The 25522-nt window shown below is 66.3% G+C and carries 24 protein-coding genes; 18 read left to right on the top strand and 6 right to left on the bottom strand.

Annotation, left to right across the window (positions count from 1 at the left end):
• Nucleotides 1-92: 92 nt before the first annotated feature.
• The 4 genes from AEB_RS04860 to mdlC all read left to right on the top strand — a co-directional run bounded on the left by AEB_RS04860 (nt 93) and on the right by mdlC (nt 5331).
• Nucleotides 93-1148: an amidohydrolase family protein gene (locus AEB_RS04860; protein WP_119084464.1), complete on the top strand. Its 1056-nt coding sequence runs from the start codon at nt 93-95 to the stop codon at nt 1146-1148.
• A 12-nt stretch (nt 1149-1160) separates the two neighbouring features.
• The gene (locus AEB_RS04855) at nt 1161-2015 is read left to right on the top strand and encodes an SDR family oxidoreductase (RefSeq protein WP_119082174.1); all 855 of its coding nucleotides are present in this window, start codon (nt 1161-1163) and stop codon (nt 2013-2015) included.
• Nucleotides 2016-2160: 145 nt separating this feature from the next.
• Entirely contained in the window at nt 2161-3792 is a 1632-nt protein-coding gene (locus tag AEB_RS04850) for an MFS transporter (RefSeq protein WP_119082173.1), read from the top strand.
• A complete protein-coding gene (gene mdlC / locus AEB_RS04845) occupies nt 3793-5331 on the top strand; it encodes a benzoylformate decarboxylase (RefSeq protein ID WP_119082172.1) in 1539 nt (512 codons plus the stop codon).
• A 14-nt stretch (nt 5332-5345) separates the two neighbouring features.
• On the opposite strand, the gene AEB_RS04840 is transcribed toward mdlC, so the two are convergent.
• Together AEB_RS04840 and AEB_RS04835 are read right to left on the bottom strand one after the other, a co-directional pair.
• The gene (locus AEB_RS04840; protein WP_119082171.1) at nt 5346-6620 is read right to left on the bottom strand and encodes an HD-GYP domain-containing protein; all 1275 of its coding nucleotides are present in this window, start codon (nt 6618-6620) and stop codon (nt 5346-5348) included.
• Nucleotides 6621-6783: 163 nt separating this feature from the next.
• Nucleotides 6784-7245 carry a DUF3237 domain-containing protein gene (locus tag AEB_RS04835; protein ID WP_231958912.1) on the bottom strand — a complete coding sequence of 154 codons (462 nt, stop codon included), beginning with the start codon at nt 7243-7245 and terminating at the stop codon, nt 6784-6786.
• 111 nt (nt 7246-7356) lie between these two features.
• Between AEB_RS04835 and AEB_RS04830 the strand changes: the two genes are divergently transcribed.
• Nucleotides 7357-9015, top strand: coding sequence for a GMC family oxidoreductase (locus AEB_RS04830; RefSeq protein WP_119082169.1), 1659 nt, complete (start codon nt 7357-7359; stop codon nt 9013-9015).
• Nucleotides 9016-9049: 34 nt separating this feature from the next.
• On the opposite strand, the gene AEB_RS04825 is transcribed toward AEB_RS04830, so the two are convergent.
• The 3 genes from AEB_RS04825 to AEB_RS04815 all read right to left on the bottom strand — a co-directional run bounded on the left by AEB_RS04825 (nt 9050) and on the right by AEB_RS04815 (nt 12449).
• A complete protein-coding gene (locus AEB_RS04825; protein WP_119082168.1) occupies nt 9050-9832 on the bottom strand; it encodes an HAD-IIA family hydrolase in 783 nt (260 codons plus the stop codon).
• A gap of 40 nt (nt 9833-9872) precedes the next feature.
• Entirely contained in the window at nt 9873-10898 is a 1026-nt protein-coding gene (locus tag AEB_RS04820) for a hypothetical protein (RefSeq protein ID WP_119082167.1), read from the bottom strand.
• Nucleotides 10899-10967: 69 nt separating this feature from the next.
• A complete protein-coding gene (locus tag AEB_RS04815; protein ID WP_119082166.1) occupies nt 10968-12449 on the bottom strand; it encodes a carotenoid oxygenase family protein in 1482 nt (493 codons plus the stop codon).
• A gap of 95 nt (nt 12450-12544) precedes the next feature.
• Here AEB_RS04815 and AEB_RS04810 point away from each other — a divergent pair, with 95 nt between their 5' ends.
• From AEB_RS04810 to fdhD, 12 genes are all read left to right on the top strand, one after another.
• Complete coding sequence (locus AEB_RS04810) at nt 12545-12982, top strand: MarR family winged helix-turn-helix transcriptional regulator (protein ID WP_231958911.1); 438 nt, start codon at nt 12545-12547, stop codon at nt 12980-12982.
• Between the two features lie 30 nt (nt 12983-13012).
• A complete protein-coding gene (locus AEB_RS04805; protein ID WP_172593004.1) occupies nt 13013-14386 on the top strand; it encodes an MFS transporter in 1374 nt (457 codons plus the stop codon).
• A 26-nt stretch (nt 14387-14412) separates the two neighbouring features.
• Entirely contained in the window at nt 14413-15525 is a 1113-nt protein-coding gene (locus AEB_RS04800) for an S-(hydroxymethyl)glutathione dehydrogenase/class III alcohol dehydrogenase (protein WP_119082165.1), read from the top strand.
• A gap of 49 nt (nt 15526-15574) precedes the next feature.
• Nucleotides 15575-15964 carry a VOC family protein gene (locus AEB_RS04795; RefSeq protein WP_119082164.1) on the top strand — a complete coding sequence of 130 codons (390 nt, stop codon included), beginning with the start codon at nt 15575-15577 and terminating at the stop codon, nt 15962-15964.
• A 127-nt stretch (nt 15965-16091) separates the two neighbouring features.
• Nucleotides 16092-16469: a VOC family protein gene (locus AEB_RS04790; RefSeq protein WP_119082163.1), complete on the top strand. Its 378-nt coding sequence runs from the start codon at nt 16092-16094 to the stop codon at nt 16467-16469.
• 19 nt (nt 16470-16488) lie between these two features.
• Complete coding sequence (gene fghA / locus AEB_RS04785; protein WP_119082162.1) at nt 16489-17322, top strand: S-formylglutathione hydrolase; 834 nt, start codon at nt 16489-16491, stop codon at nt 17320-17322.
• Nucleotides 17319-17750 (top strand): NAD(P)H-dependent oxidoreductase subunit E, encoded by a 432-nt coding sequence (locus AEB_RS04780; protein WP_119082161.1) that lies wholly within the window; start codon nt 17319-17321, stop codon nt 17748-17750. Before fghA ends, AEB_RS04780 begins: the two co-directional genes overlap by 4 nt.
• Nucleotides 17747-19297: an NADH-ubiquinone oxidoreductase-F iron-sulfur binding region domain-containing protein gene (locus AEB_RS04775; protein ID WP_119082160.1), complete on the top strand. Its 1551-nt coding sequence runs from the start codon at nt 17747-17749 to the stop codon at nt 19295-19297. The genes AEB_RS04780 and AEB_RS04775 overlap by 4 nt, the downstream gene beginning before the upstream one ends.
• Before the next feature lie 115 nt (nt 19298-19412).
• Entirely contained in the window at nt 19413-19943 is a 531-nt protein-coding gene (gene mobA, locus AEB_RS04770; RefSeq protein ID WP_119082159.1) for a molybdenum cofactor guanylyltransferase, read from the top strand.
• The gene (fdhF, locus tag AEB_RS04765; RefSeq protein ID WP_119082158.1) at nt 19933-22785 is read left to right on the top strand and encodes a formate dehydrogenase subunit alpha; all 2853 of its coding nucleotides are present in this window, start codon (nt 19933-19935) and stop codon (nt 22783-22785) included. The genes mobA and fdhF overlap by 11 nt, the downstream gene beginning before the upstream one ends.
• Nucleotides 22785-23060 (top strand): formate dehydrogenase subunit delta, encoded by a 276-nt coding sequence (locus AEB_RS04760; protein WP_172593003.1) that lies wholly within the window; start codon nt 22785-22787, stop codon nt 23058-23060. Before fdhF ends, AEB_RS04760 begins: the two co-directional genes overlap by 1 nt.
• A gap of 2 nt (nt 23061-23062) precedes the next feature.
• Nucleotides 23063-23998 carry a formate dehydrogenase accessory sulfurtransferase FdhD gene (gene fdhD / locus AEB_RS04755; protein ID WP_119082157.1) on the top strand — a complete coding sequence of 312 codons (936 nt, stop codon included), beginning with the start codon at nt 23063-23065 and terminating at the stop codon, nt 23996-23998.
• Nucleotides 23999-24022: 24 nt separating this feature from the next.
• Here fdhD and AEB_RS04750 read toward each other — a convergent pair whose 3' ends face one another.
• On the bottom strand, nt 24023-24334 hold the full coding sequence (locus tag AEB_RS04750) for a YdeI/OmpD-associated family protein (protein ID WP_119082156.1): 312 nt from the start codon (nt 24332-24334) through the stop codon (nt 24023-24025).
• Nucleotides 24335-24484: 150 nt separating this feature from the next.
• Between AEB_RS04750 and AEB_RS04745 the strand changes: the two genes are divergently transcribed.
• Entirely contained in the window at nt 24485-25237 is a 753-nt protein-coding gene (locus tag AEB_RS04745) for an EAL domain-containing protein (RefSeq protein ID WP_172593173.1), read from the top strand.
• Nucleotides 25238-25522: the final 285 nt, after the last annotated feature.

Raw genomic sequence — 25522 nt, 5'->3', positions numbered from 1 at the left:
GGCACCGCCCGGCCCGCGCGCGCCGCCGACCCGAAGCAATTCATTCGCCATCCCGAGCCCGGCGAGGGATGCGCAGCAAGATCGAGGCAAGCATGACACATGAACTGAAGACCGGCGGGGATCGCGGCTATCTGCGCATCGCCACGGAAGAAGCCTTCGCCACGCAGGAACAGCTGGATGCGATCATGCGGCTGGTGAAGGAAGGCCGCGCCGACAAGGGCACCATGTCGCTGTGGGGCTTTTATGGCACCAGCCCTTCCGAACGCACGACCTTCATTCGCGAGCGCCTGCTGGACCTGGGCGAACTGCGCATCCAAGCGATGGACGACAGCGGCATCGACAAGGCGGTGCTGGCGATGACCAGCCCCGGTGTGCAGTCGCTGCATGATGTCGAGGAAGCGAAGCGCATCGCCCGCAACAGCAACAACCAGTTGAAGGACGCGTGCGAGCGCTATCCCGATCGGTTCTACGGCATGATCGCCATCGCGCCGCAGGATCCGGAATGGTCGGCGGAGGAACTGCGCCGCGGCAAGGAAGAACTGGGCTTCCACGGCGTGCAGGTGAACAGCCACACGCATGGCCACTATCTGGACGAGGAGCAGTTCGACCCGATCCTGCGCGCCTGCGCCGATCTGGACCTGCCGCTCTACATCCACCCGCAGGGTCCGCCCGACGGCATGATCGGCAGCATGGTGGAAGCCGGGCTGGACGGCGCCGTGTTCGGCTTCGGCGTGGAGACGAGCTTCCACGGGCTGCGGATGCTGACCACCGGCGTGTTCGATCGCTATCCCGGCCTGCAGATGATGCTGGGCCACGGCTGCGAGGCGATCCCCTACTGGATCTATCGCCACGACTACATGCATCGCGCCGGCGTGCGCTCGCAGCGCTATCCGCGCCTGCAGCCGCTGCAGCACGATCTGTTCCATTATCTGCGCAACAATGTGCTCGCCACCAACAGCGGCATGGCATTCGAGCCGGCGATCAAGCTAATGATCGAGGTGATGGGGGAAGATCGCGTAATGTATGCGATGGATTACCCCTATCAGTATCTGCCCGAGGAAGTACGCTGGATGGACGATATGGACATCAGCGACTCGCAGAAGAAGAAGTTCTTCCAGACCAATGCCGAGCGCTGGTTCAAGTTGTAAGAGAGGACGATCATGGCCACCTATGCCGTTACCGGCGCCACGGGCAAGCTGGGCACACTGGTGCTCGACGAACTGCTGCTGAAGGTGGAGCCTGCCGATGTCGTCGCCCTCGCGCGCGACACCGGCAAGCTGTCCACCTACGCCGACAAGGGCGTGCAGCTGCGGCAGGCCGACTATGATGATCCGGCCTCGCTCGATGCCGCCCTGCAGGGCGTGGACCGGCTGCTGCTGATCTCCGGCAACGCCGTTGGAGAGCGGGAGCGCCAGCACGGCAATGTCATCCGCGCAGCGGAAAAGGCCGGCGTGTCCTATTTCGCCTATACCTCGATCCTGAAGGGTGATGCCTCTCCGCTCCAGCTCGCGCCGGAGCATGTGGCCACCGAACGGCTGCTGGCTGCAAGCAAGCTGAATTACGACATCCTGCGCAACGGCTGGTATTCGGAAAACTACACCGGCGGGCTCGGGCAGGCGCTGGAAACGGGCGCGATCCTGGGTGCGGCCGGCGAAGGCCGGATTTCCTCCGCCGCGCGGGCGGACTTCGCCGCGGGAGCAGCCGCCGCGCTGGTCAGCGGCAAGGGCGGCGATGTTTACGAACTGGCGGGTGACGAAAGCTGGACCATGGCGGAATTCGCTGCAGAGGTTTCGCGCCTTGCCGGCAAGCCGGTCGAATATCGCAATCTGAGCGAGGGCGAATTCGCCAAGGTGCTGGAAGGTGCCGGCCTGCCGCCGCCCGTCGCAGCGATGCTCGCCAGCACCAGCGCCCTGACCGCAAAGGGCGCGCTGCACGACGAGAGCGGCGATCTGAGCCGGCTCGCCGGAAGGCCGACCACGCCCATCGCCGAAACCATCGCCCGCGCGCTGCGCTGACGGAACACACGCGCGGCTTGCGGGCAAAGGCCGCCGGTGCAGCGGATGCCGCCGCCCCGGCCGCCCTGCGGATCGCAAGTGCCGGGCCGCGTTGCTGCTACCGCATCCTTCGGCAGCAGCATCTCTGGGAGGGGAATGAAGTACCATGGCGACGACAGCCGCTGACGACAGTCCGCGATCGGTTCCTAGGGTCTCGCGGGCGGGGTGGTATGCCCTGACCCTGGTCTCGGCGGCGCAGGCGATGAGCCTGCTCGACCGGCAGATCCTCTCGATCCTGGCCCCCAGCATCCGTGCCGATTTGAATATCGGCGATGCGGAGCTGGGCCTGCTCTACGGGACGGTGTTCGCCCTCTTCTACGCGCTGTTCTCGCTGCCCCTCGGGCGGCTGGTGGACGGGTGGATCCGCACCCGCCTGCTGGCGGTCTGCCTCGCCGCCTGGTCGGTGGCGGCAGGGCTCGCGGCGTTCGCCTCGGGCTTCACTCTCCTCGCCGTCTCGCGCCTGGGCGTGGGCATCGGGGAAGGCGCCACCCAGCCCGCCGCGAACAGCATCATCTTCGACGAATTCCCGCGGGAACGGCGCGGCACCGCCATGGCCGCGATGGGCATCGCCGTATCGCTGGGCCTCGGCCTCTCCATGACACTGGGCGGGGTCGTGGCCCAATGGTGGGACACGCGCTACGCCGCAGGCGGTGCGCCGCTGGGCTTTTCCGGCTGGCAATTCGCCTTCCTCGTCGCCGCCGCTCCGGGGCTGCCGCTGGCTTGGCTGATCTGGCGCATGCGCGAGCCGGTCCGCGGCAGGATGGACGGCATCGTCGCCCGCCCCGATCCGCACCCTTTCAAGGCCAGCGCCGCCGTGCTGGGCGCAGTGACGCCGGGCAGCAACTGGTTCATGCTGTGGCACCGCAAGGCTGGCGCGCGGCAGTGGGCGATCAACCTCATCGGCCTCGCGATCATTCTCGCCTTCTGTTCGACGATGACGGCCGTCGCGCAAAGCTATTCACCGCGGCCGCCGGTCCATGCGCTGGGCCTCGCGCTCGATCCGCATGTGCTGCAGTGGTTCGTCGTCGGCTTCGGCCTGTTCGTGATCCTCAACCTGTTCCAGTCCTTCAAGCTGACCGATGCGCCCGCCTATCGGGTAATGCTGTCGCCCTCGCTGGTCCTGCTGATGGTGGTCGGGGGCCTGCAGACCTCAATCAACTACGGCATCATGGGCTTCACCCCCTCCTTCCTGGTGCGGGAATACGGGCTCTCCATGGCGCAGACCGGGCTGCAGTTCGGCCTGCTCTCTGCCGCGCTGGGCATGGCCGGCCCGCTTGCCGCCGGGCCGCTGACGGACTGGCTGACGAAGAAGCTGGGCGCTTCGGGGCGCGTGTGGCTGATCCTGTTCGCGCTCGGCGTGTCGCCGCTGCTCGGCATCTGGACCTTCAGCGCCGAAAGTGCGGGCAGCTTCTACCTGCGCTTCACCTTCTACAGCCTGATCCTCACCATCTGGCTGCCGCCGCTCTACGCCCAATTGCTGGAACTGGTGCTGCCGCGGATGCGGGGCATCACCTTCTCGACCTATACCATCGTGATGACGCTGCTCGGCCTTGGCATCGGCCCCTATTTCGTGGGGATCGTGTCCGATCGCAACGGGGGCGACCTGGGGCAGGCGATTATCTCGGTCAACATCGTGGCGCCGCTGATCGTGGTCATCCTGCTGTTCATCCTCACGCGCGTGCGCCGGGATGAAGCCAGCATCCTCGACCGCGCCCGCGCCGGAGGGGAGATCATCTGAATGCCCACAGTCCGTGAAGCCGCCTTCAAAGTCTTCCAGCATTTCGGCGTGGATCGCCTGTTCGGCAATCCCGGCAGCACCGAACTGCCGATGCTCAAGGCCATGCCCTTCCCCTATGTGATGGGGCTGAACGAGGCCGTGGTGGTGGGCATGGCCGATGGTTATGCCCGCGCGAGCGGGCGGCCGGCGCTGGTGAACCTGCACAGCTCCGCCGGCACGGGCCATTCGCTGGGCAACCTCTTCACCGCCTACAAGAACAATGCGCCGGTGGTGGTCACCGCCGGGCAGCAGGCGCGCAGCATCCTGCCGCATGATCCCTTCCTGTTTGCCGAGCGGCCGACCGAATTCCCCCGCCCCTATGTGAAGTTCGCCGTGGAGCCTGCCCGGGCGGAGGATGTGCCGCTGGCCCTCGCCCGCGCCTTCGCCGTGGCGCTGACACCCCCGATGGGGCCGGTGTTCGTGTCCATCCCGGTGGACGACTGGGACCGGGATTGCGAAATGCCCGCCCTTCCCGATCTCGCACTGCGGACCTATCCCGACCCTGCGGGGATCGAGCGACTGGCCGCGCTGCTGGATGGGGCCGAGCGTCCGGCGCTGGTGCTGGGCACCGGCGTCGCCAATTGCCACGGCTGGGACGCCGCCATCCGGCTTGCCGAACGCTGCGGGGCCAGCGTGTGGGCCGCGCCCTATGCCGCGCGGGAGGCTTTCCCCGAAAACCATCCGCAATTCGCCGGCTTCCTCCCCGCATGGCGGGACAAGATCCGCGGCCTGCTGGCGCCGCATGATGCGATCCTCGTCGCCGGTGCCCCGGTCTTTACCTACCATGTCGAAGGCAGCGGGCCGCACTGGCCGGAGCACGCGCGACTGGCCGCGCTGAGCGAAGATCCGCAGCACCTCGCCTCGCTGCCCGGCGGCTATGGCGTACTGGGCGATGTCGCGGCGGGGCTCGACGCGCTCGCCGGGCGGGTTGCCGCGCGCGCCTTCGCCGGCGAAAGCCACCAGCTGCGCACGCCGGAGCCGGGGATGACCGCCGCGCATGTGCTGTCCCGCCTTGCCGCGCTGCGCCCGGCAGAGGCGGTGATCGTGGAAGAGGCACCCACGGCCCGCGGGCCCGTGCACGATACGCTGCCGATCACGCGCGAAGGGGGGTTCTACACCTGCGCCAGCGGCGGCCTGGGCTATTCGCTGCCGGCAGCCGTGGGCGTGGCGCTGGGCCAGGAGGACAAGGTGATCGCCGTGCTGGGCGACGGGGCGGCGATGTACACCATCCAGGGACTGTTCTCAGCCCGCGCGGAGGCGGCGAATGTCAGCTTCGTGATCCTCAACAACGCCGCCTATGCCGCATTGACAGGCTTCGCGGGCGAGTTCGGGATGAACCATGTGCCGGGCTGCGATCTCAGCGGGCTGGACTTCGTGCAGCTTGCCGAAGCGCAGGGCGTGCCGGCGCGGCGGGTGGATACGGTGGACGATCTCGACGCCGCCATCTCCTGGAGCCTGGCACAAAGCGGGCCGAGCCTGCTCGACGTGCGGATTTCCTGATCGCGGAGGCGGGCTCAGGCCACCAGCGGCACGGCGTCGCTACCCAGCAGCCGCGCGGCCATCGCTTCCCAGTCGCGCAGGCCCCATTCCTCGGGCGTGGCGGGGGCGACGATGCTGTCGCTGGCGAGGCCGGGGCCAAGCACCGTTTCCTCGGCGGGGATGAAGCTGCCTTCGCACGTGTTGTAGAAGCATAGTACGCGGGTGCGGGCGTTGCGTCGCTTGCTCTTCAGCACGATCGCCAGCCGGTTGCTGCGCATCCGCACCAGCATGCCTTCGGGGAACACGGCGAGGCTCTGCATGAAGGCGAACAGCAGTGCGCGGTCGAACTGGTCCTCCCACCCCCACATCGCCGCCAGCGCCTCCGACGGATGCCAGGCAGCCTTGTAGATCCGGTCGGAGGTCAGCGCATCATAGACGTCGCAGATTGCCCCCATGCGGGCCGCCCGCGAAATATCCTCCGCCGCGAGGCCATAGGGGTAGCCGCGCCCATCCATCTTCTCGTGATGGTGGCGGCACACGTCGAGCGCCGCGGCGCTTACCTCCGGCGTCTCGCTCAGCATTTTGTACCCGCGCTCCGGATGCGCCCGCACCACGGCGAATTCCTCGTCCGTCAGGCGGTCGGGCTTGTTCAGCACCTCGTCGGGAATGCTCATCTTGCCGATGTCATGCAGTAGGCCCGCCAGCCCCAGCTCGCGTGTTTCCTCTTCCCCCAGCCCCAGGTGGCGGGCGAAATTGACCATCAGCGTGCACACCGCCACCGAGTGGAAATAGGTATATTCGTCCCGGTTCTTGAGGCGGATCACGTCAAGCAGCGTGCGCGGGGCGCGCTCGACCGAGCGGGTGATGTCGTCCACCACATCCAGCACCTCCGCCACCTTCACCGCCCGGCCCAGCCGCGCGCCTTCGAAGACATAGCGCATCACCTTCTTGGAGCGGGAAACGAGGGCAATCGCCTGTCGCCGTTCGGCCGCCTGTTGCGCGGCGCCATAGTCCCCGGCAGGAGCCGGGCGAGGCGCGGGTTCGGCAAGGCGGCGCGGCGCTGCCATTTTCCTGGGCGGACGGGCCGCGGCGGGTGAGGGCGCAGCCTCGGGCTCCGGCTCCACGGGGCCTATCCCCAGCGCATCGTCGATCACCACATAGGGCACGCCGGACTGCTGCAGCCGCTCCAGATCGCTGTCCTTGCGCAGCACGAAGCGCACGCGCCAGAACGGGTGATCGAACCACGATCCGCCGAAGCCGCAGATATACATGCCGAGGCGTGCCTCTTCGGGACTGATCCGCCGTTCCATCTACCCCCCGTTCCCAGCGGAGGCACGCGCGAGATGCTGCGCCCCCAAAGCCAGCACGGGGCTAACGCCGGCCGGCTCGAGACCAGCCGGGCGATCCCCCCGATTCCACCGCCATACGACGCGAGTCGATAATTAAGGGTTTATCGCGGCAGATGCCCCCGGCTCAGGTGACGCGCCACACCCACAAGCGGATGCCGCTGGCATAGCGCGCGCCGGAGCAGACGAAGATCGACTTGTTGAGCCAGTCGTACGGCCCTTCGGGCGCGATGAATTCGGGCACGGTGCGGAAATAATATTCGGCCGGGTCCACCTCTTCCCCGCGCCGCAGCCGGTCCATCACCTCCGGCGGGCCATGGCGCAGGCCCTTGTTGCGGATCTGGATCAGCGCGCCGTCATCGGTTTCAATGGCATAGATGGCGTCGGCCACCGTCACCCCGTCGTGCCGGGTGAGCTGCCAGTCCGCCGAATTGCCCATCAGCCGGCCGCTGATCTTCGGCCCCTTCACATATCCCCCGGCCAGGATCGGGATGATGCGCCGTGTGCCATCCACCACCTTGCCGATTTCCCGCGGCGGTTCGAGATCGCCGCCCGCCTCGTAAACAAACTCAAGATTGGGCTTGATCAATGTCCCGTCCTCCAGCCATGCTTTCATGCAAGTGGACAGGGTAATGGTCCCGGCGCATTGGGCAAGCAAGCGCGCGCCTGACGTGCGCGGAACTGACGAGAGGAGCAAGAAGTGGCAGCGGATCTGTATGCGGACTATGTCATCGTGGGCGCGGGCAGCGCGGGCTGCGTGCTGGCAAACCGGCTGACGGCCAGCGGCGAATTCAAGGTGGTGCTGCTGGAAGCAGGCGGGGACGATCGGCCGCTGCGCGAACCCAGCCAGTTCATGTCCAACGTGATGATCCACACCCCCATCGGCTTCGGCAAGACGCTGAACGACCCGAAGGTCAACTGGCTTTACGAGACGGAGGTCGACGAGGGGTCGGGCAACCGCAAGCACAAATGGCCCAAGGGCAAGGTGCTGGGCGGGTCGAGCTCCATCAACGGCCTGCTGTATGTCCGCGGGCAATCGGCGGATTATGACGGCTGGGCCCAGATGGGCGCCCGCGGCTGGAGCTGGGACGATGTGCTCCCCTATTTCCGCAAGAGCCAGAATCAGGAGCGGGGGGAGAACGAATTCCACGGCGTGGGCGGTCCGCTCAATGTCTCGGACTTTCCCGAACAGCATCCGGTCAGCGCGGCGCTGGTGGAAGCCTGCGTGGAAGCGGGCATTCCCTACAAGGAAGATCTGAACGACGGGAACCAGGAAGGCGTCAGTTTCTTCCAGATGACCGCCAAGAACGGCCGCCGCCATTCCGCCGCCGTTGCCTACCTCCACCCGGCCATGGGGCGGGAAAACCTGCTGGTGGAAACCCGCGCGATGACCACCCGCCTCCTGTTCGAAGGCAAGAAGGCCGTGGGCGTGGAATTTCGCCAGGGCGGCGAGACGCGCAAGGTGATGGTGCGGCGCGAAGTGATCCTGGCGGCAGGCGCGGTGGAAAGCCCCAAGCTGCTTGAGATTTCAGGCGTGGGCCGGGGCGACCTGCTGAAGGAACTGGGCGTCGAAGTGGTGCATGAATCGCCCATGGTGGGCGAGAACCTGCAGGATCACTTCATGATCGGCTGCCAGGCCTATCTCAAGGAAGAGGCCCACTCGATCAATCACCTCAGCCGCGGCGTGAAGCTGCTCGGCCAGATCGCCAAATACGGCGTCAGCCGCAAGGGCCTGCTGTCCTACGCGGTCGGTCACGGCTGCGTCTTCGCCAAGAGCCGGGAGGAGCTGGACTTCCCCGATATCCAGATCCACGTGATGGCGGCCAGCATGGATCTGGCCTATCTCAACGAATATCAGGGTCTGCGGCTGGACAAGGAACCGGGCATGGCCTCCAACCCCTGCCAGCTGCGGCCGGAATCGCGCGGATCCATTCACGCCAAGTCACGCGATGGCATGGAAACGCCGCGGATCGTGCCGAACTATCTGTCCGATCCGATCGACCGGCAGAGCGTGGTCGATCAGCTCAAGCTCGTCCGCAAGATCTGGCAGCAGCCGGCGCTGGCGCGCTATCTGAAGGTTCCCGGCGATCCCTTCGGCGAAACGGACGACCAGATGCTGGAATATGCCAAGGTCGCCGGCGGCACGCTGTATCACGCGGTGGGCACGGTCGCGATGGGGGACGAACGCTTCCCGCTGGATCCGCAGCTGCGGCTGCGCGGCGTCGAGGGGCTGCGGGTGATCGACGCTTCGGTCTTCCCGAAGATCCCCAGCGGCAACACCAATGCCCCCACGATCATGGTCGCGGAAAAAGGCGCCGACCTGGTGCTGGCGGACGCGAAGGAGGCGGTGGCGGCCTGAGCGCCGCCCCACCCCACCCGGCTCGGCGCCGTCGCTACACCAGGTCCACGACCTCAGCGATGGAGCCGAGCACGCGGCTTGGGCGATAGGGGAAGCGGGCGATGTCCGCTTCCTTGGTCGAGCCGGTGAGCACCAAGATCGTTTCCAGCCCCGCCTCCATGCCCGCCACGATGTCGGTATCCATGCGATCGCCGATCATCACCGCGGATTGGGCATGCCCCTGAATGCGGTTCATGGCCGAACGGAACATCATCGGATTGGGCTTGCCCACGAAATAGGGTTTCGCCCCCGTTGCGGCGGTGATCATCGCGGCCACCGCGCCGGTCGCCGGTATCGGCCCGTCGGGCGAAGGGCCGCTGACATCCGGATTGGTGGCGATGAAACGCGATCCCTTGCCGATCAGGCGGATCGCCTTGGTGATCGCTTCGAAGGAATAGCTGCGCAACTCGCCCACCACCACATAATCCGGCCGCACATCGGTGAGCGTGTATCCCACATCGTGCAGCGCGGTGGTCAGCCCCGCTTCCCCGATCACGAAGGCCGTGCCGCCCGGCGTCTGCTGGCTGAGGAAATCGGCCGTGGCGAGTGCGCTGGTCCAGATCGATTCCTCCGGCACATGCAGGCCCGATCGCTCCAGCCGGGCGGCAAGATCGCGCGGGGTCCAGATGGAATTGTTGGTCAGCAGCAGGAAGCGGCGGCGCTTCTCCACCAGCCGGGCCACGAATTCGGCTGCGCCGGGCACGGCCTCCCCTTCGCGCACCAGCACGCCATCCATGTCGGACAGCCAACAATCCGGAACCAGTCGATCATTCGTCATGGCGCTTTCGTGCCTGCGCCGCGCGGCGTTGGCAATGCCGCTATTGGGCAGCGCGCTCAGCAGGCTGGCTACGCCGTGCCGCGCGCGAGGTTTCGATTAGCGTGCGCACATGGTCATTCCGCTCGTGGCAGGCGTATTCGTAGATCTGATAGGAACTGTCGCGGGTCCATTCGAAGGCCGCCGTCCACGACCGGGTGAACACGGCCGGATCGCTGAAGGTGACCTCGTAGGCGATCGTATCCGGACCGGTCATGGTCAGGCGCTCGGTGGTGCGCGCCTGTGGCCCCATCGGCAGCGTGCTGAAATTGCGGTTCGGCAGGGGAGAGGCCGCCCGATGCGCCACGTCACGGCTCGCGCCGTCGCCAGTGACGATGTTGGTCGTCTCGATCACCAGCGTGTCGCCTTCCCAGCGGCCGCGGCTGTCGCCATACCAGCCGCGCACCGGATCGGGCCAGCGGGCGCCCTCCCCCAGCCGAACGATACGCGTGCCGAACATCTCCAGCTGCAGCACCACGTAGCCGGGTGATTGGAAGATGCGCAGGCCGTTGTTGTAGGGCTTGGGCAGCATCATCGCGGGGAAGCCGCGCGTGATGCAGCGATCGAACGCGTCCATGTCGCTGACCCAGTCGAAGGCCTGCCCCTCCTTCCAGCTCGACCGGCCGGCCGCGAACAGCGCCTGGGCCTCCGGCGTCAGCGGCGGCAGCCGCCCGTCCGGCGGGCTGACGAGCAGCGAAGTCTGATGGCCGGTGCGCGAATGGCGCAGCCAATCCGCGAGGCCCTGCGTGCCGGAATTATGAATGTCATTGGCGTATTCGCCGTCGGACTTTTCCGCCCGCGCCACCCGCTCGGCGAATTCCTTCTCCGTCAGCCGGGCCCGTTCCCCCATCTCCGCCGAGCGCTCCAGCGGAATTCGGGCATCATTGATGTTCTGGATCGGCCAGGTGCCGCGAAGATCGGGATCGCCCCAGGCGGTGCGTGGCGGATGATAGGCCGCTGCCTCTCCCGCGACAGCGGGCGCACCGCACAGCAGCACACAGCAGGCAAGGAGAAGGCGAGCGAATCCCACGGGCCACCATGGCCGGGGACCGCTCGCCTCCGCAAGCTCTGCCGGGCGCCGCCCGAACTTAGCCGGCTATCAGGCCGGCTCGGGAACTTTCAGGCCGATATCCTCGCTGCGGGCGAAATTGCCGTGCAGGCCGAAGCGCAGGCGGATGGGCACCTGGATCGTGGCGATCGGACCCTTCTCGATATCCAGCGCGTCGAACAGCAGCAGGTCGCTGCGGTGATCTTCCAGCCGGTTGCAGACCATCACGATCCAGCCATCGCCTTCGGGCGCATCCTTGCTGCGCGGGATGAAGCAGGGTTCCTGCAAGCTGCTGACGGGGCCGCACCACCAATGCTGTTCGGCGCCCGTTTCCAGGTCCTTCAGGAACAGGCAGTTCATCAGGAATCCGCCGGCGCTGCCGCCTCGCAGCTCGTTCGGGCGGCTCATGTCCATTTCCAGCCCCCAGCCATAGCGGTTCTTGAGGCCAGTATAGCGATCGTCGATCCGCGGGAACTCGCTGGCCGTGTCGGTCAGCCGGTTGATCTCGGCGAAGTCCTCGCCATTGCTGGCAAGGTCCACCACCCAGTCGGTCAGCTTGCTCATCGCTTCCACGCCGTTGAACGGCGCACCGTGCACGTCGGGGAAGAAGGGGAACATGTTGTTCTTCGCTTCCGGCACCACGAAGTGGATCTTCGTGCCTTCCTGCCAGGCGTTCAGCACATGGCTGGCGAAGCAATTGTCGCGCTTGAACCAGCGGATATCCTCGTCCCGCACATCGTCGCGGCGGGGGATGACACCCAGATAGACCGGCATTGTGGTGTCGAAGCCGAAGTGCGGCAGGCCCTTCTCCAGCCGCTCCCACGAGCCGATGGAGGGCACGATGTGCAGCACGAGGTAATCTTCGGTGACGCCGAAATCATGCATCATGCAGTAATAGGGCACCTTGAACCACACTTCGCGGACCAGCTCGCCCTCCGGATTCACCTCGTAATAGGTCACATCCTCGCTGCACAGGCCGCTGGCGGCATAGCCGATCGCCACCATGTTGCCGGTGTGGGGGTCGATCTTGGGATGCGCGGTGAAGGTCTGGCCGGTCATCTTGCCGCCGAACTTCTCGAACCCCTCGGTCTCCATCGTCACCGGGTCCATCAGCAGCGCCGGACTGTCTTCCTTCATCGCCCACAGCTTGCCGGCGAATATCCAGGCGTTGGTGTTGGCGGTGGAGCGGATCGAGCCCTTCACCGAAGGATCGTCGGTCAGCGGATTGCGATACTTGCCATAGAGGCCGCGGCCGGCGGCGCGTTCCGCCTTCCACTTGTCGGTCTGCGCCCAGCGCTGGCGGAAATCGCACTGGCCGTCATGGAAATGGAAGCGGCTGATCATGCCATCGCCGTTGAAGGCGATGTCGTCGCCCAGCATCGGCGGGAACTGCGGATCGGGCTGCACCCGGAAGAACGCCCCGTCCAGCTCGGGCGGAATCGTGCCCGTGTGCTGCAGGTCCTTGATATCGGCCTCGACGCGCGAGGGCGTGTTGAAGCCGGTAAAATTTGGCGTGTCCGGGAATTGTGCCATGGGGTTCCTCTCCTTGCACCCGATTGTATGCTTCACTAACGATTATACAAGACGATAGAGCAGTGGGGATTAGCAGAGTGGCCGGCGCGCCGACATTGATCGAAAGCAAAGACGGCGCGCTCAACGGGCTGGAGGACATCCTCGGCTTCCACATCCGCCTGGCGCATGGCGCCGTGTATCGTCACTTCACCGAGACGTTCGCCAATCTCGACCTGACGCAGAAGCAGGTTTCCAGCCTGTGGCTGGTGGCGGAAACCCCCGGCATTTCGCAGATCGACGTCGGCACGCAGCTGCGGATGGACCGGGCGACCACCATGTCCATCGTCAACCGCCTGCAGGAACGGGATTACCTGCGGCGGGAACGCTCGGCGAGCGACGGACGCAAGCAGGCGCTGTACGTCACGGAGGCCGGGAAAGCGGCGCTGGCGGAGGCCAAGCACTGCATCGCGGAGCACGAAGCGTGGCTCAAGGCGCGGTTTACCCCGGCCGAAACGGAAAAACTGGTGGAAATGCTGGCGCGAATCCACGATTGAGGCCGCACCAAGGGAGAGGACACAGTCAACATGGCAGGACCGGCCGCGGGCACGAACCCGATTTCCGTCATCAATGATACGCCAATGGGCGCGCGCCAATGGATCGTCGTGGTGCTGATGATCTTCCTCAATGCGCTCGACGGGTTCGACGTGCTGTCCAGCGCCTTCGCCGCGCCGGGCATCACCCAGGAATGGGGCATTCCCCGATCCGAACTGGGCATCGTCCTCTCGGCCGAACTGATCGGCATGGGCTTCGGCTCGCTGCTGCTCGGCGGCGCGGCCGACCGCTACGGACGCAAGCCTACCATGCTGCTGTGCCTCGCGATCATGGCGGTGGGCATGTATCTTGCCCATTCCGCCACCGGCGTCACCCCGCTCACCATCTGGCGCCTGCTCACCGGCCTCGGCATCGGCGGCATGCTCGCGGCGACCAATGCGGTGACCGCGGAAACATCCAGCACGGCAAGCCGCAGCCTGGCCATGGCGCTTTATGTCATCGGCTATCCCATCGGCGGCGTGATCGGCGGCTTTGCCGCGCAGGGCTGGCTGCTGGTGGATTATGACTGGCGCGCCGTGTTCCTGTTCGGCGCGGCGGTGACGGCGGTGATGATCCCGCTGGTGATGCTGCTGGTGCCCGAAACCCCGGCCTATTTCGCGGCCCGCCGCCCCGAGGGGGCGCTGGAGAAGATCAACCGCTCGCTGGCGGCGTTCCGCAAGCCGGCGATCACCAGCCTGCCCCCCGCACCGGACGAAGCCAACAAGCCCAAGGTGACGGACATCCTAGCCAATCCGCGCCTGCGCCCGGTCACGCTGATGCTGGCCTTCGGCTACATGTTCCACACGCTGACCTTCTACTACATCCTGAAGTTCGCCGTGCAGATCGTGGCCGACACGGGCTTCTCGCAGCCCGACGCGGCGAGCACGCTGACCTATGCCAATATCGGCGGCGCGATCGGCGGGGGCATCTTCGGCATCTTCCTGAAGAAGTTCGACATCAAGCGGCCGACCATCGCCGCCTGCGTGCTGGGCGTGGTGGCCGTGGCATGGTTCGGCATGGGCCATGGCGATCTGGGCGCCTGGCGCTTCGCCGCCTTCCTGACCATGTTCTTCCTCAACGCTGCCATCGTCGGATATTATGCCGCCTTCGCGCGCGGCTTCCCGGCCTATGCAAGGGCGACCGGCACCGGCTTCGTGCTGGGCATCGGCCGCGCCGGTGCTGCCGGCTCGCCGATCATCGCCGGCTTCCTGTTCACCACGCTGGGCAACCACAATCTGCTGACGGTGTCGCTCATCATGTGCCTGGGTGCCCTGCTGGGCGCTGTGATGGTGTGGCTGGTGCCGCTGAGCGATGCGGATGCGCAGGCGGGCCTCATGGATCTGCCCGCCGGCCAGCCCATAGACTGACGCATTCTGCCAGGAGAGACAGACCGATGAAGACCCGCGCCGCCGTAGCCTTCGAAGCCAAGAAACCGCTCGAGATCGTGGAAGTCGATCTGGAAGGGCCGAAGGAAGGCGAGGTGCTGGTGGAAATCATGGCCACCGGCATCTGCCACACCGATGCCTATACGCTCGACGGCCTGGACAGCGAGGGGATCTTCCCCAGCATCCTGGGCCATGAAGGCGCGGGAATCGTGCGCGAGGTGGGCCCCGGCGTCACCTCCGTGGCGGTGGGCGATCACGTCATCCCGCTCTACACGCCCGAATGCCGCAAGTGCAAAAGCTGCCTGTCGGGCAAGACCAACCTCTGCACCGCGATCCGCGCCACGCAGGGCAAGGGCCTGATGCCCGACGGCACCACCCGCTTCAGCTACAAGGGCCAGCCGATCTTCCACTACATGGGCTGTTCCACCTTCTCGAACTTCACCGTCCTGCCGGAAATCGCCGTGGCGAAGATCCGCGAGGACGCACCGTTCCAGACCAGCTGCTACATCGGCTGCGGCGTCACCACCGGCGTGGGCGCGGTGGTGAACACCGCCAAGGTGCAGGTGGGCGACAATGTGGTGGTGTTCGGCCTGGGCGGCATCGGGCTCAACGTGCTGCAGGGCGCGAAGCTGGCCGGCGCGGACAAGATCATCGGCGTGGACATCAACCCCGATCGCGAGGAGTGGGGCCGCAAGTTCGGCATGACCCACTTCCTCAACACCAAGGGGATGAGCCGCGATGAGACGATCGCCAAGATCCTGGAGCTGACCGACGGCGGCGCGGACTACACTTTCGACTGCACCGGCAACACCGAAGTGATGCGCACCGCGCTGGAAGCCTGCCATCGCGGCTGGGGCACCAGCATCATCATCGGCGTGGCCGAAGCCGGCAAGGAAATCAGCACCCGCCCGTTCCAGCTGGTAACCGGCCGCAACTGGCGCGGCACCGCCTTCGGTGGCGCCAAGGGACGCACCGACGTGCCGAAGATCGTGGACTGGTACATGAACGGGAAGATCCAGATCGACCCGATGATCACCCATGTCCTGTCGCTGGAAGAGATCAACAAGGGCTTCGACCTCATGCATTCGGGCGAAAGCATCCGCAGCGTCGTCGTCTATTGATCCGCATACGGCCCCGGCTCAGCCGGGGCCGATACAAGGAATTGCAAACATGTTTCGGCACGTCGCCCTCGGTGCGGATGACCCTGAGCAGGCGCGCCGCTTCTATGATGCGACCTTTGCGGCAATCGGCATCGGCCCTGGCGAGGCGGATGCGAAGGGCCGGTTCATCTATCGGCAGGGCGCAGGCCTGTTCATCATCGGCAAGCCGATCGACGGCCAGAAGGCGACACATGCGAACGGCGGCACGCTCGGTTTCTTCGCGCCTTCGCGTGAGGCACTGATGGCATGGCATGAAGCCGGCCTGGCCCATGGCGGCGCGCGCTGCGAAGGCGATCCGGAGCACCGCGTCTCGCCCGCCACGGGCCGAGCCGTGTGGGTCGCCTATCTGCGGGATCCCACCGGCAACAAGCTCTGCGCCGTTTACGACGAGCCGGAATAACACGGCGGCTTCTGGAAAATTCACGCCGGAAGCCGCAGGATGCACAGCAATCCTTCGCAAACGCGAAGATTTCGTCTATATGATTGGCGCGGTCGGCGAGCCGCGATAATTCTGGAGAGGCTAACCCATGTTCACCCACGTCTTCCTCGGCAGCAACGACATCGAGCGTTCGCGCAAGTTCTATGACGCGACCATGGGCGTGCTGGGCTATTCCAACGTGGCCCCGCCGGAAGCAGGCCGCCTGATCTATGCCGGCCCCGGCGGCACCTTCATCGTCGCCCCGCCGCTTAACGGCGAATCGGCCTGCTTCGCCAATGGCGGCACGATCGGCTTCGCCGCGGCGGACGATGCCACGGTGGACAAATGGCACGATGTCGGTCTGGCGAATGGCGGCACGGACGAAGGCGGCCCCGGCCCGCGCGAGGCGGCGCCCAACAATTCGCACGGCGCCTATCTGCGCGATCCCGATGGGAACAAGATCTGCGCCTATCACATGCGCCATTGATCGTTCGCGGCAGGTGATGATGGAGACTCTCAGCGAAAATCGGAGCTTCGGCGGCACGCAGGGCGTGTATCGCCACCACTCCGCCGCCACCGGCACGGAGATGACCTTCGCGGTCTTCGTGCCGGAACATGCGGCCGGGGCGAAGCTGCCGGTGCTGTTCTATCTCTCCGGTCTCACCTGCACCCACGCCAATGTGATGGAAAAGGGCGAATACCGCCGGGCCTGTGCCGAACACGGCATCATCCTGGTGGCGCCCGACACCAGCCCGCGTGGCGACGACGTGCCGGATGACGAGGCCTATGATTTCGGCAAGGGCGCCGGCTTCTATGTGGACGCCACGCAGGCACCGTGGGCGGCCAATTTCCAGATGCGCTCCTACATCGAGAAGGAATTGCCGGCGCTGATTGCGGACGCCTTCCCGGTGGACATGGGACGGCAGGGCATCTTCGGACACTCCATGGGCGGGCATGGCGCGCTGACCATATCGCTGCGCAATCCGGGCCGCTTCCGGTCGACCAGTGCCTTCGCCCCGATCGTCAGCCCGATGCAGTGCCCCTGGGGTGAGAAGGCGCTGACGGGCTATCTCGGCGCCGATCGCGCCGCATGGCGCGAATACGATGCCTGCGCACTGATCGAAGATGGCGCGCGCCTGCCCGATCTGCTGGTGGATCAGGGCCGGGCGGACAATTTCCTGGACGAACAGTTGAAGACCCACCTGCTGGATGCGGCCTGCCGCAAGGCGGAGATACCCGCCACCATCCGGATGCAGGAAGGCTATGACCATTCCTATTACTTCATATCGAGCTTCATGGGCGATCACGTCGCCTGGCATGCGGAAAGGCTGAAAGGTTGAGCGGCAAGGAACAGAAGATCGGCGAGATCATCGTCGAGCACAGCGCCAAGGAAGGGCCGCTGCTGCCCATCCTGCATGATGTGCAGGCGGAATTCGGCTGCGTGGATGCCGAAGCGGAAATGCTGATCGCCGCGGGCCTCAACCTGTCGCGCGCCGATATTCACGGTGTGGTGAGCTTCTATCACGATTTCCACCAGCAGGCCGATCCGCGCCCCGAAGTGCAGATCTGCCGGGCGGAGGCCTGCAAGGCGCGCGGCGTGGAAGCGCTGATTCCGGCGGCCGAAGCCGCCGCGGGCGACCGCGTGAAGCTGAGCACCGTCTATTGCCTGGGCCTGTGCAGTGTCGGGCCGGCCGCGCGCCTCGGCAACGACATGCACGCCCGCCTGACTGCCGAAGGGCTCACCAAAGTGATCGAGAACGCCCGATGATTGTGCGCATTTCCGACGATTCGCTGGCGCTCGCCTGTGGGGCCGATGCCGTTGCGCAGGCCTTCGTACAGAAGGGCTGCGAGGTGGAGCGCGTGTCCAGCTGGGGCATGCACTGGCTGGAACCGCTGGTGGAGATCGACGGCGTGGGCTGGGGCCCGGTGACGCCCGACCGCGTGGCCGAGATCGTGGACGGCGGGGCGGACGATCTCCGCATCGGCACCGTGGCCGATCACCCCTTCATCGCATCGCAGCAGCGACTGACCTTCGCCCGCGCGGGCCGCACGCGGCCGACCAGCATCGACGATTACGAGGCGACCGGCGGTTGGGAAGGCTGGAAGCGCGCCCGCGGCATGGCTCCGCTGGACGTGATCGCCGAAGTCACCGAATCCGGCCTGCGCGGCCGTGGTGGCGCCGGCTTCCCCGCCGGGATCAAGTGGCGCACCGTGGCCGAGGCGCAGGCGCCGCGCAAATATGTCGTCTGCAACGCGGACGAGGGCGATTCGGGCACTTTCGCCGATCGCATGCTGATGGAAGGCGATCCCTTCCAGCTCATCGAAGGGGTGGCGATCGCCGCCTATGCGGTGGGGGCGCAGACCGCCTATATCTACACCCGCAGCGAATATCCGCACGCCATCGCCAAGCTGGAAGAGGCGATCCGCCGCGCAGCGCCGATCATCGCGCCGCTGCATATGGAAGTGCGCATGGGCGCCGGCGCCTATGTCTGCGGGGAAGAAACCTCGCTGCTCAACAGCCTGGAAGGGCGGCGCGGCGAAGTGCGGGCCAAGCCGCCGCTGCCCGCGCTGCAGGGCTTCATGGGCTATCCCACGGTGGTCAACAACGTGCTGACCCTGGCCGCCATTCCGCACATCATGGCCGCCGGCGGGGCGGAGGAATACGCCCGGCTGGGCGTGGACCGGTCCAAGGGCACCATGCCGATCCAGATCGCCGGCAATGTGAAGCAGGGCGGCCTCTATGAAGTGGCCTTCGGCATCACCCTGCGCGAGCTGGTGTATGACGTGGGCGGCGGCACGCAGAGCGGCCGGCCGGTGAAGGCGGTGCAGGTGGGCGGCCCGCTGGGCGCCTATATCCACCCCGACCAGTTCGACATCCCCTTCGATTACGAAGCCTATGCCGCGGCCGATGCGCTGATCGGCCATGCCGGCATCACCGTGTTCGACGATACGGCCGACATGGGCGCCATGGCCCGCTTCGCCATGGAATTCTGCGCCGCGGAAAGCTGCGGCAAGTGCACGCCCTGCCGCATCGGCGCGGTGCGCGGGGCGGAGATCATCGACCGCATCCGCCACGGCGGGCGCAAGCGCGACACGATCGAGCTTTCGCCGGTGATGCACAATGCGCCCAAGGATGCGGGCCGCCTGCCCGAGCAGGAGATCGGCCTGCTGACCGATCTGTGCGAGACGATGAAGTTCGGCTCGCTCTGCGCGCTGGGCGGCTTCACCCCCTATCCGGTGATGAGCGCGCTCAGGAACTGGCCGGAGGATTTCATCCGCGATGCCAAGGCCGCGCGCGACGAGTCCGTGGCGTGAGCGTGGCGCGCGCATCCTTCGACAAGCTCAGGATGAGCGGGCCGGGGTACGTGGCACAATCCGCTCGTGCTGAGCCTGTCGAAGCACACGCGCCGACAGCCGAGGCCCTTCCCGCATGATCCTCGGCGTCGTTCTCGCGGGGGGCCTGTCCTCCCGCTTCGGCAGCGACAAGGCGCTGGCCGAGTATCAGGGCCGCAGCCTGCTGGTGCGCGCGGTGGATGCGCTTTCGGGCTGGTGCGAATATGTGGTGATCGCCGGCCGCGCCGCCGGCCCCGCCCCGTGCATCCCCGACTGGCCGCGCCCGGGCATGGGCCCGCTGGCGGGACTCGCGGCGGGCCTGCACCACGCGCTGGACGAAGGCTACGAGACGGTGCTCACCTGCGGGGTCGATTCACTCGGCCTGCCCGAAAATCTGCCCGAACTGCTGTCTCCGGCCCCTGCTTATCTTGCAACTCAACCGGTTATAGGCCATTGGAAGGCAGACGCCGCATCGATTGCCGAGGCGATCCTCCAGAGTGAAGGACGCCACTCGATGCTAGCCTTCGCCACATCCGCCGGAGCGCGGAGCGTGCAGGGCGTGGCCGCACCTGCGAATATAAACACGCCAGCGGATCTTGCCGCGATGGAGCGAAACGATGGGATTTGAACGCCAGAAGGATTTCGGGACGCCCGAGGTCAAGTCCGATGAGATGGTGAGCCTCACCATCGACGGACGCCAGGTCACCGTGCCGCGCGGCACCAGCGTGATGCGCGCCGCCGCGGAGATCGGCGGCAGCATCCCCAAGCTGTGCGCGACGGACAACATGAAGGCCTTCGGCTCCTGCCGCCTGTGCCTGGTGGAAATCGACGGCGCGCGCGGCACGCCGGCCAGCTGCACCACCCCGGTGGCCCCCGGAATGAATGTCCACACGCAGACGCCGCGGCTGGAAAAGCTGCGCAAGGGCGTGATGGAACTCTACATCTCCGATCACCCGCTCGATTGCCTCACCTGCTCCGCCAACAATGATTGCGAGCTGCAGGATCAGGCCGCCGCCGTGGGCCTGCGCGATGTGCGCTATGGCTATGAAGGCGCCAACCATCTCGGCGCGGCGACCGATACCTCCAACCCCTATTTCGACTTCGATCCCAGCAAGTGCATCGTTTGCAGCCGCTGCGTGCGCGCCTGTGACGAGGTGCAGGGCACCTTCGCGCTGACGATCGACGGGCGCGGCTTCGCCTCCATGGTGAGCGCGGGGCAGACGCCGGACAATTTCCTGTCCAGCGAATGCGTCAGCTGCGGCGCCTGCGTGCAGGCCTGCCCCACCGCCACGCTGCAGGAAAAGAGCGTGAAGGCAATCGGCAAGCCGGAGCGTGCCGTCGTCACCACCTGCGCCTATTGCGGCGTGGGCTGCACCTTCCGCGCCGAAATGCGCGGCGAACAGCTCGTGCGCATGGTGCCGTGGAAGGACGGCAAGGCCAATCACGGCCACAGCTGCGTGAAGGGCCGCTTCGCCTGGGGCTATGCCAATCACAAGGATCGCGTCACCACGCCGATGATCCGCGAGAGCATCGACCAGCCGTGGCGCGAAGTGAGCTGGGACGAGGCGCTGGATTTCACGGCCGAGCGGCTGCGCACGATCAAGCGCCAGCACGGCGCCCGCGCGCTGGGCGGCATCACTTCCAGCCGCTGCACCAATGAAGAAACCTTCCTGGTGCAGAAGCTGGTACGCGCCGGCTTCGGCGCCAACAATGTCGATACCTGCGCCCGCGTGTGCCACTCGCCGACGGGCTACGGCCTGTCGACCACCTTCGGCACCAGTGCCGGCACGCAGGATTTCGATAGCGTGATGGACGCCGACGTCATCATGCTGATCGGCGCCAATCCCACCGATGCCCATCCGGTGTTCGGCAGCCGCATCAAGCAGCGCCTGCGCCAGGGCGCGAAGATGATCGTGCTCGATCCGCGCCGCATCGACCTGGTGAAATCGCCCCATATCCAGGCGGCACATCACCTGCCGCTGCAGCCCGGCACCAATGTGGCCGTGCTGACCAGCATCGCGCATGTGATCGTCACCGAAGGGCTGGCGAACGAGGACTTCATCCGCGAACGCTGCGACTGGGACGAGTATCAGGACTGGGCCCGCTTCGTTTCGGACGAGCGGCACAGCCCCGAATTCCTCGAATCCGTCACCCGCGTGCCGGCGGAAACGCTGCGGCAGGCCGCGCGGCTATATGCCACGGGCGGCAATGGCGCGATCTATTACGGCCTCGGCGTGACGGAGCATTCGCAGGGTTCCTCCACCGTGATGGCGATCGCCAACCTCGCCATGTGCACCGGCAACATCGGCCGCAGCGGCGTGGGCGTGAACCCGCTGCGTGGGCAGAACAATGTGCAGGGCGCCTGCGACATGGGCAGCTTCCCGCACGAACTTTCGGGCTATCGCCACATCTCGCAGGACGAGACGCGCGAGCTGTTCGAGAAGGACTGGGGCGTGCGGCTGGATCCCGAACCGGGCCTGCGCATCCCCAACATGCTCGATGCCGCGGTGGATGGCACGTTCAAGGCGATCTACATCCAGGGGGAGGACATTCTGCAGTCCGATCCCGATACGCATCACGTTGCCGCCGGCCTCGCCGCTATGGACTGCGTGATCGTGCACGATCTCTTCCTCAACGAGACGGCGAATTACGCGCATGTCTTCCTGCCGGGTTCCACCTTCCTCGAGAAGGAAGGCACCTTCACCAATGCGGAACGGCGCATCCAGCCGGTGCGCAAGGTGATGGAACCGGCCAATGGCTATGAGGACTGGCAGGTCACGCAGATGCTGGCCAATGCCATCGGCTGCGACTGGAACTACACCCACGCGGGCGAAATCCTGGCGGAGATCGCGCGCCTCACCCCCACCTTCGCGGGCGTGACGTGGGAGCGTGTGTCCAGCGGCGAACCGCTGCAGTGGCCGGTGAACGAGAAGGCGCCCAAGGGATCGCCGATCATGCATGTCGGCGGCTTCGTGCGCGGCAAGGGCAAGTTCGTGGTCACTGAATATGTGCCGACGGACGAGAAGACGGGGCCGCGCTATCCGCTGCTGCTGACCACCGGCCGAATCCTCAGCCAGTACAATGTCGGCGCGCAGACGCGGCGCACCGGCAATGTGGTGTGGCACGAGGAAGACGTGCTGGAGATGCACCCGACCGATGCCGAGAACCGCGGCCTGCGCGATGGCGATTTCGCACGGCTCGCCAGCCGTGCGGGCGAAACCACGCTGCGCGTGAAGGTGACCGATCGCGTGGCGCCGGGCGTGGTCTACACGACCTTCCACCACCCGATGACGCAGGCCAATGTCGTCACCACCGACAATTCGGACTGGGCCACCAACTGCCCCGAATACAAGGTGACCGCGGTGCAGGTGACGCCGTCCAACGGCCCGAGCGAGTGGCAGGAGGAATATGCCGACCTGACCGCCCGCGCCCGCCGCATCGCGGGTGAGGAAATGGAGCCTGCCGAGTAATGAGCATCGCCAAGCTCCGCCGCATGGCGGACCAGATCGGCTTGAACTTCGCCGCCATCGGGCATGACAATGCCGTGCTGGCGACGGCCGACCACATCAACAAGTTCTGGGATCCGCGCATGAAGGCCCAGATCTTCGCCGATGATCACTCGGTGCTTTCGCCCATCGCCCGGGCGGCGATCGAGAAGCTGGCGGCGGGTGCCAATCCGCCGCCGCAGACCCGCGCGACCGAGTTCAACGCGGTGGACGAACTCGGCCACTCCGACGCGGGCTGAGCATGGCTCAACCCGCGCGCCCGGATGCTGCCGCGGCTTCGGCCACGGCGGATGAGTCGGGCGATGCGGGTGCCGGTGGTGCGCGTGGTTCGACAGGCTCACCACGAGCGGGGGTTGGCTCGCCAGAAGTTGGGGGCGGCTCGCTCGACGCGGAAAGCCGCCCTTACCCCGTGGAAATCCGCAAGGATGGCGAACGCCGGCCGATCAGCCGCCAATGGGTGCCCGAAGCGCCCGTGGCGTTGGAGTTCAACGGCCTCTCCTATGCCGTGATGATGGCGAGCCCGCGCGATCTGGAAGATTTCGCGCTCGGCTTCGCGCTCACCGAAGGCCTGGCGAAGAGCCCCGCCGATCTGGCCGACATCGGCGTGGCCGAGGTGGAGAATGGCTGGATCGTGCGCGCCATGCTGAGCGGCCTCGGCGTGGAGCAGCTGACCGATCGCGTGCGCGCCCGCGTGGCGGAATCGAGCTGCGGCCTGTGCGGTATCGAGAATCTGGAGGCGGTGGCCCGCCCCCTGCCCCCGGTGCCGCCCCACGCGCCGCTGCAGCCGCAGGCGATCTTCACCGCCCTCTCCGCCCTGCGCGATCACCAGCCGCTCGGCCGCGCCACGGGCGCCGCCCATGCCGCGGCCTTCTGCACGATGGATGGCGCGATCCTGCATGCGCGCGAGGATGTCGGCCGCCACAATGCGCTGGACAAGCTGGTGGGCGCGCTGGCGGGAGCCCGGCAGGGTGCGGCGCAAGGCTTCATCCTCTCCACCGCGCGCTGTTCCTATGAAATCGTGGAGAAGGCCGTGCGCGCCGGAGCGACCGCGCTCGTCACCATCTCACTGCCCACCAGCCTGGCGGTAAGCCGCGCCGCCGCCGCCGGCCTCACCCTGTGGAGCCTCGCCCGCGACGACAGCGTGCTATGCGTCAACGAAGGCACGCTGGCAGCCTGACAGCACCGGCATACGCCGGCCAGGTCACCGACGCTTGCCCATCTTCTCGATCAGCACAGCCTGCTGCCAACGGCCGGGTTCCTTGTCCGTGCGATGGATACAGCCCGGCCAGCAGCACGGCCGCTTCTTGCCTTCCAACAACTCCTCGCAGGTGCGCCGGATGCGTCGCTCGCGCGTGGCCGCCTTCTTCGCATCCTCCACCCAGCAGATGAATTCATTGCGCCCCAGCGGCGTAAGCGCCTGCCACAGCGCCAGCACCTCCGGATCCGCCTCGACGGCAGACTGCAGATCGCCGGCGGCCTCATGGACGGTGCCTTGGGCAAATGTGCTGCTCACAAATCTCTCCCGATGACCATCCGGAAGCTTGGCCGGCGCTGGCATCGATGTCCAGCGATGCCGCCTCCAGGCGAGAGTTCCGCTCTGGCCCGAAAATTATTTCATCTTCACAACTATTTAAGTCGCTGACTGTAATCAGGGCGCATGGCAATGCGCAAAATCTGCACCGGCTGCCGCGATGGGGCGGAATTCGAAACCCCCTTCGCCATGGCGTTCCAGCCAATCGTGGACACGGATCGGGGCCAGCCCTTCGCCTATGAGGCGCTGATTCGCGGCATGGATGGTGCGGGCGCGGCCAGCATCCTCTCGCGCGTCACCGATACCAATCGCTATGCCTTCGATCAGGCCTGCCGCGTGAAGGCGATCGAAACCGCCATGGCCGCCGGGATCATGGGCAGCGACGCGCGCCTGTCGATCAATTTCCTGCCCAATGCCGTCTATTCCCCGATGGCCTGCATCCAGCTGACCCTGCGCACCGCGCAGGCCACCGGCATGCCGCTGGACCGGCTGATCTTCGAATTCACCGAGAACGAGGAGATGGGCTCGCCCGACCACGTCGCCTCCATCGTCGAAACCTACAAGCAGATCGGTTTCGCCACGGCGATCGACGATTTCGGCGCGGGCCATTCGGGCCTTGGCATGTTCGCCCATTTCGTGCCTGACGAGATCAAGCTGGACATGCAGCTGGTGCGCGGCATCGATGGCGACCGCCGGCGGCAGGCGATCGTCACTGCCATGGTCGGCATGTGCCGCGAACTCGATACGCTGCTGATTGCCGAAGGCATCGAAACCGCCGCAGAGGCCGCCACGCTGCGCCGCCTGGGCGTGCGCTACCACCAGGGCTATTGGTACGCCCGCCCCGCGCTGGGCATGCTGCCGGAGCTGAACACCGACGCGATCTGAGGCCGGCGCTGGATTCCCGCCTGCGCGGGAATGACGATGGTGGTGGTCAGGGTCGGGGGAAGATCACCAACCGTCCCCCTCTTTCGTCATTCCCGCGCAGGCGGGAATCCAGTGTGCCACCACGCAAACCAAGCAGTGGAACCCTTCCCTACAGCACCCCATCCATCGCAGGATCGGGGCGCTCTTTCTCCTGTCCGTCTTGTCCAGCAGGCCCGCCATTCGGGGGCATGGGAATTTTTGCGATGAACCCTGTTCCACCGTGTTCCACGCCTTGAAATACAAGGC

The organism is Altererythrobacter sp. B11, assembly GCF_003569745.1.
Lineage (GTDB): Bacteria > Pseudomonadota > Alphaproteobacteria > Sphingomonadales > Sphingomonadaceae > Croceibacterium_C.
The sequence above is the reverse complement of the archived record's forward strand: the minus strand, read 5'-3'. Positions and strand labels throughout refer to the sequence as shown.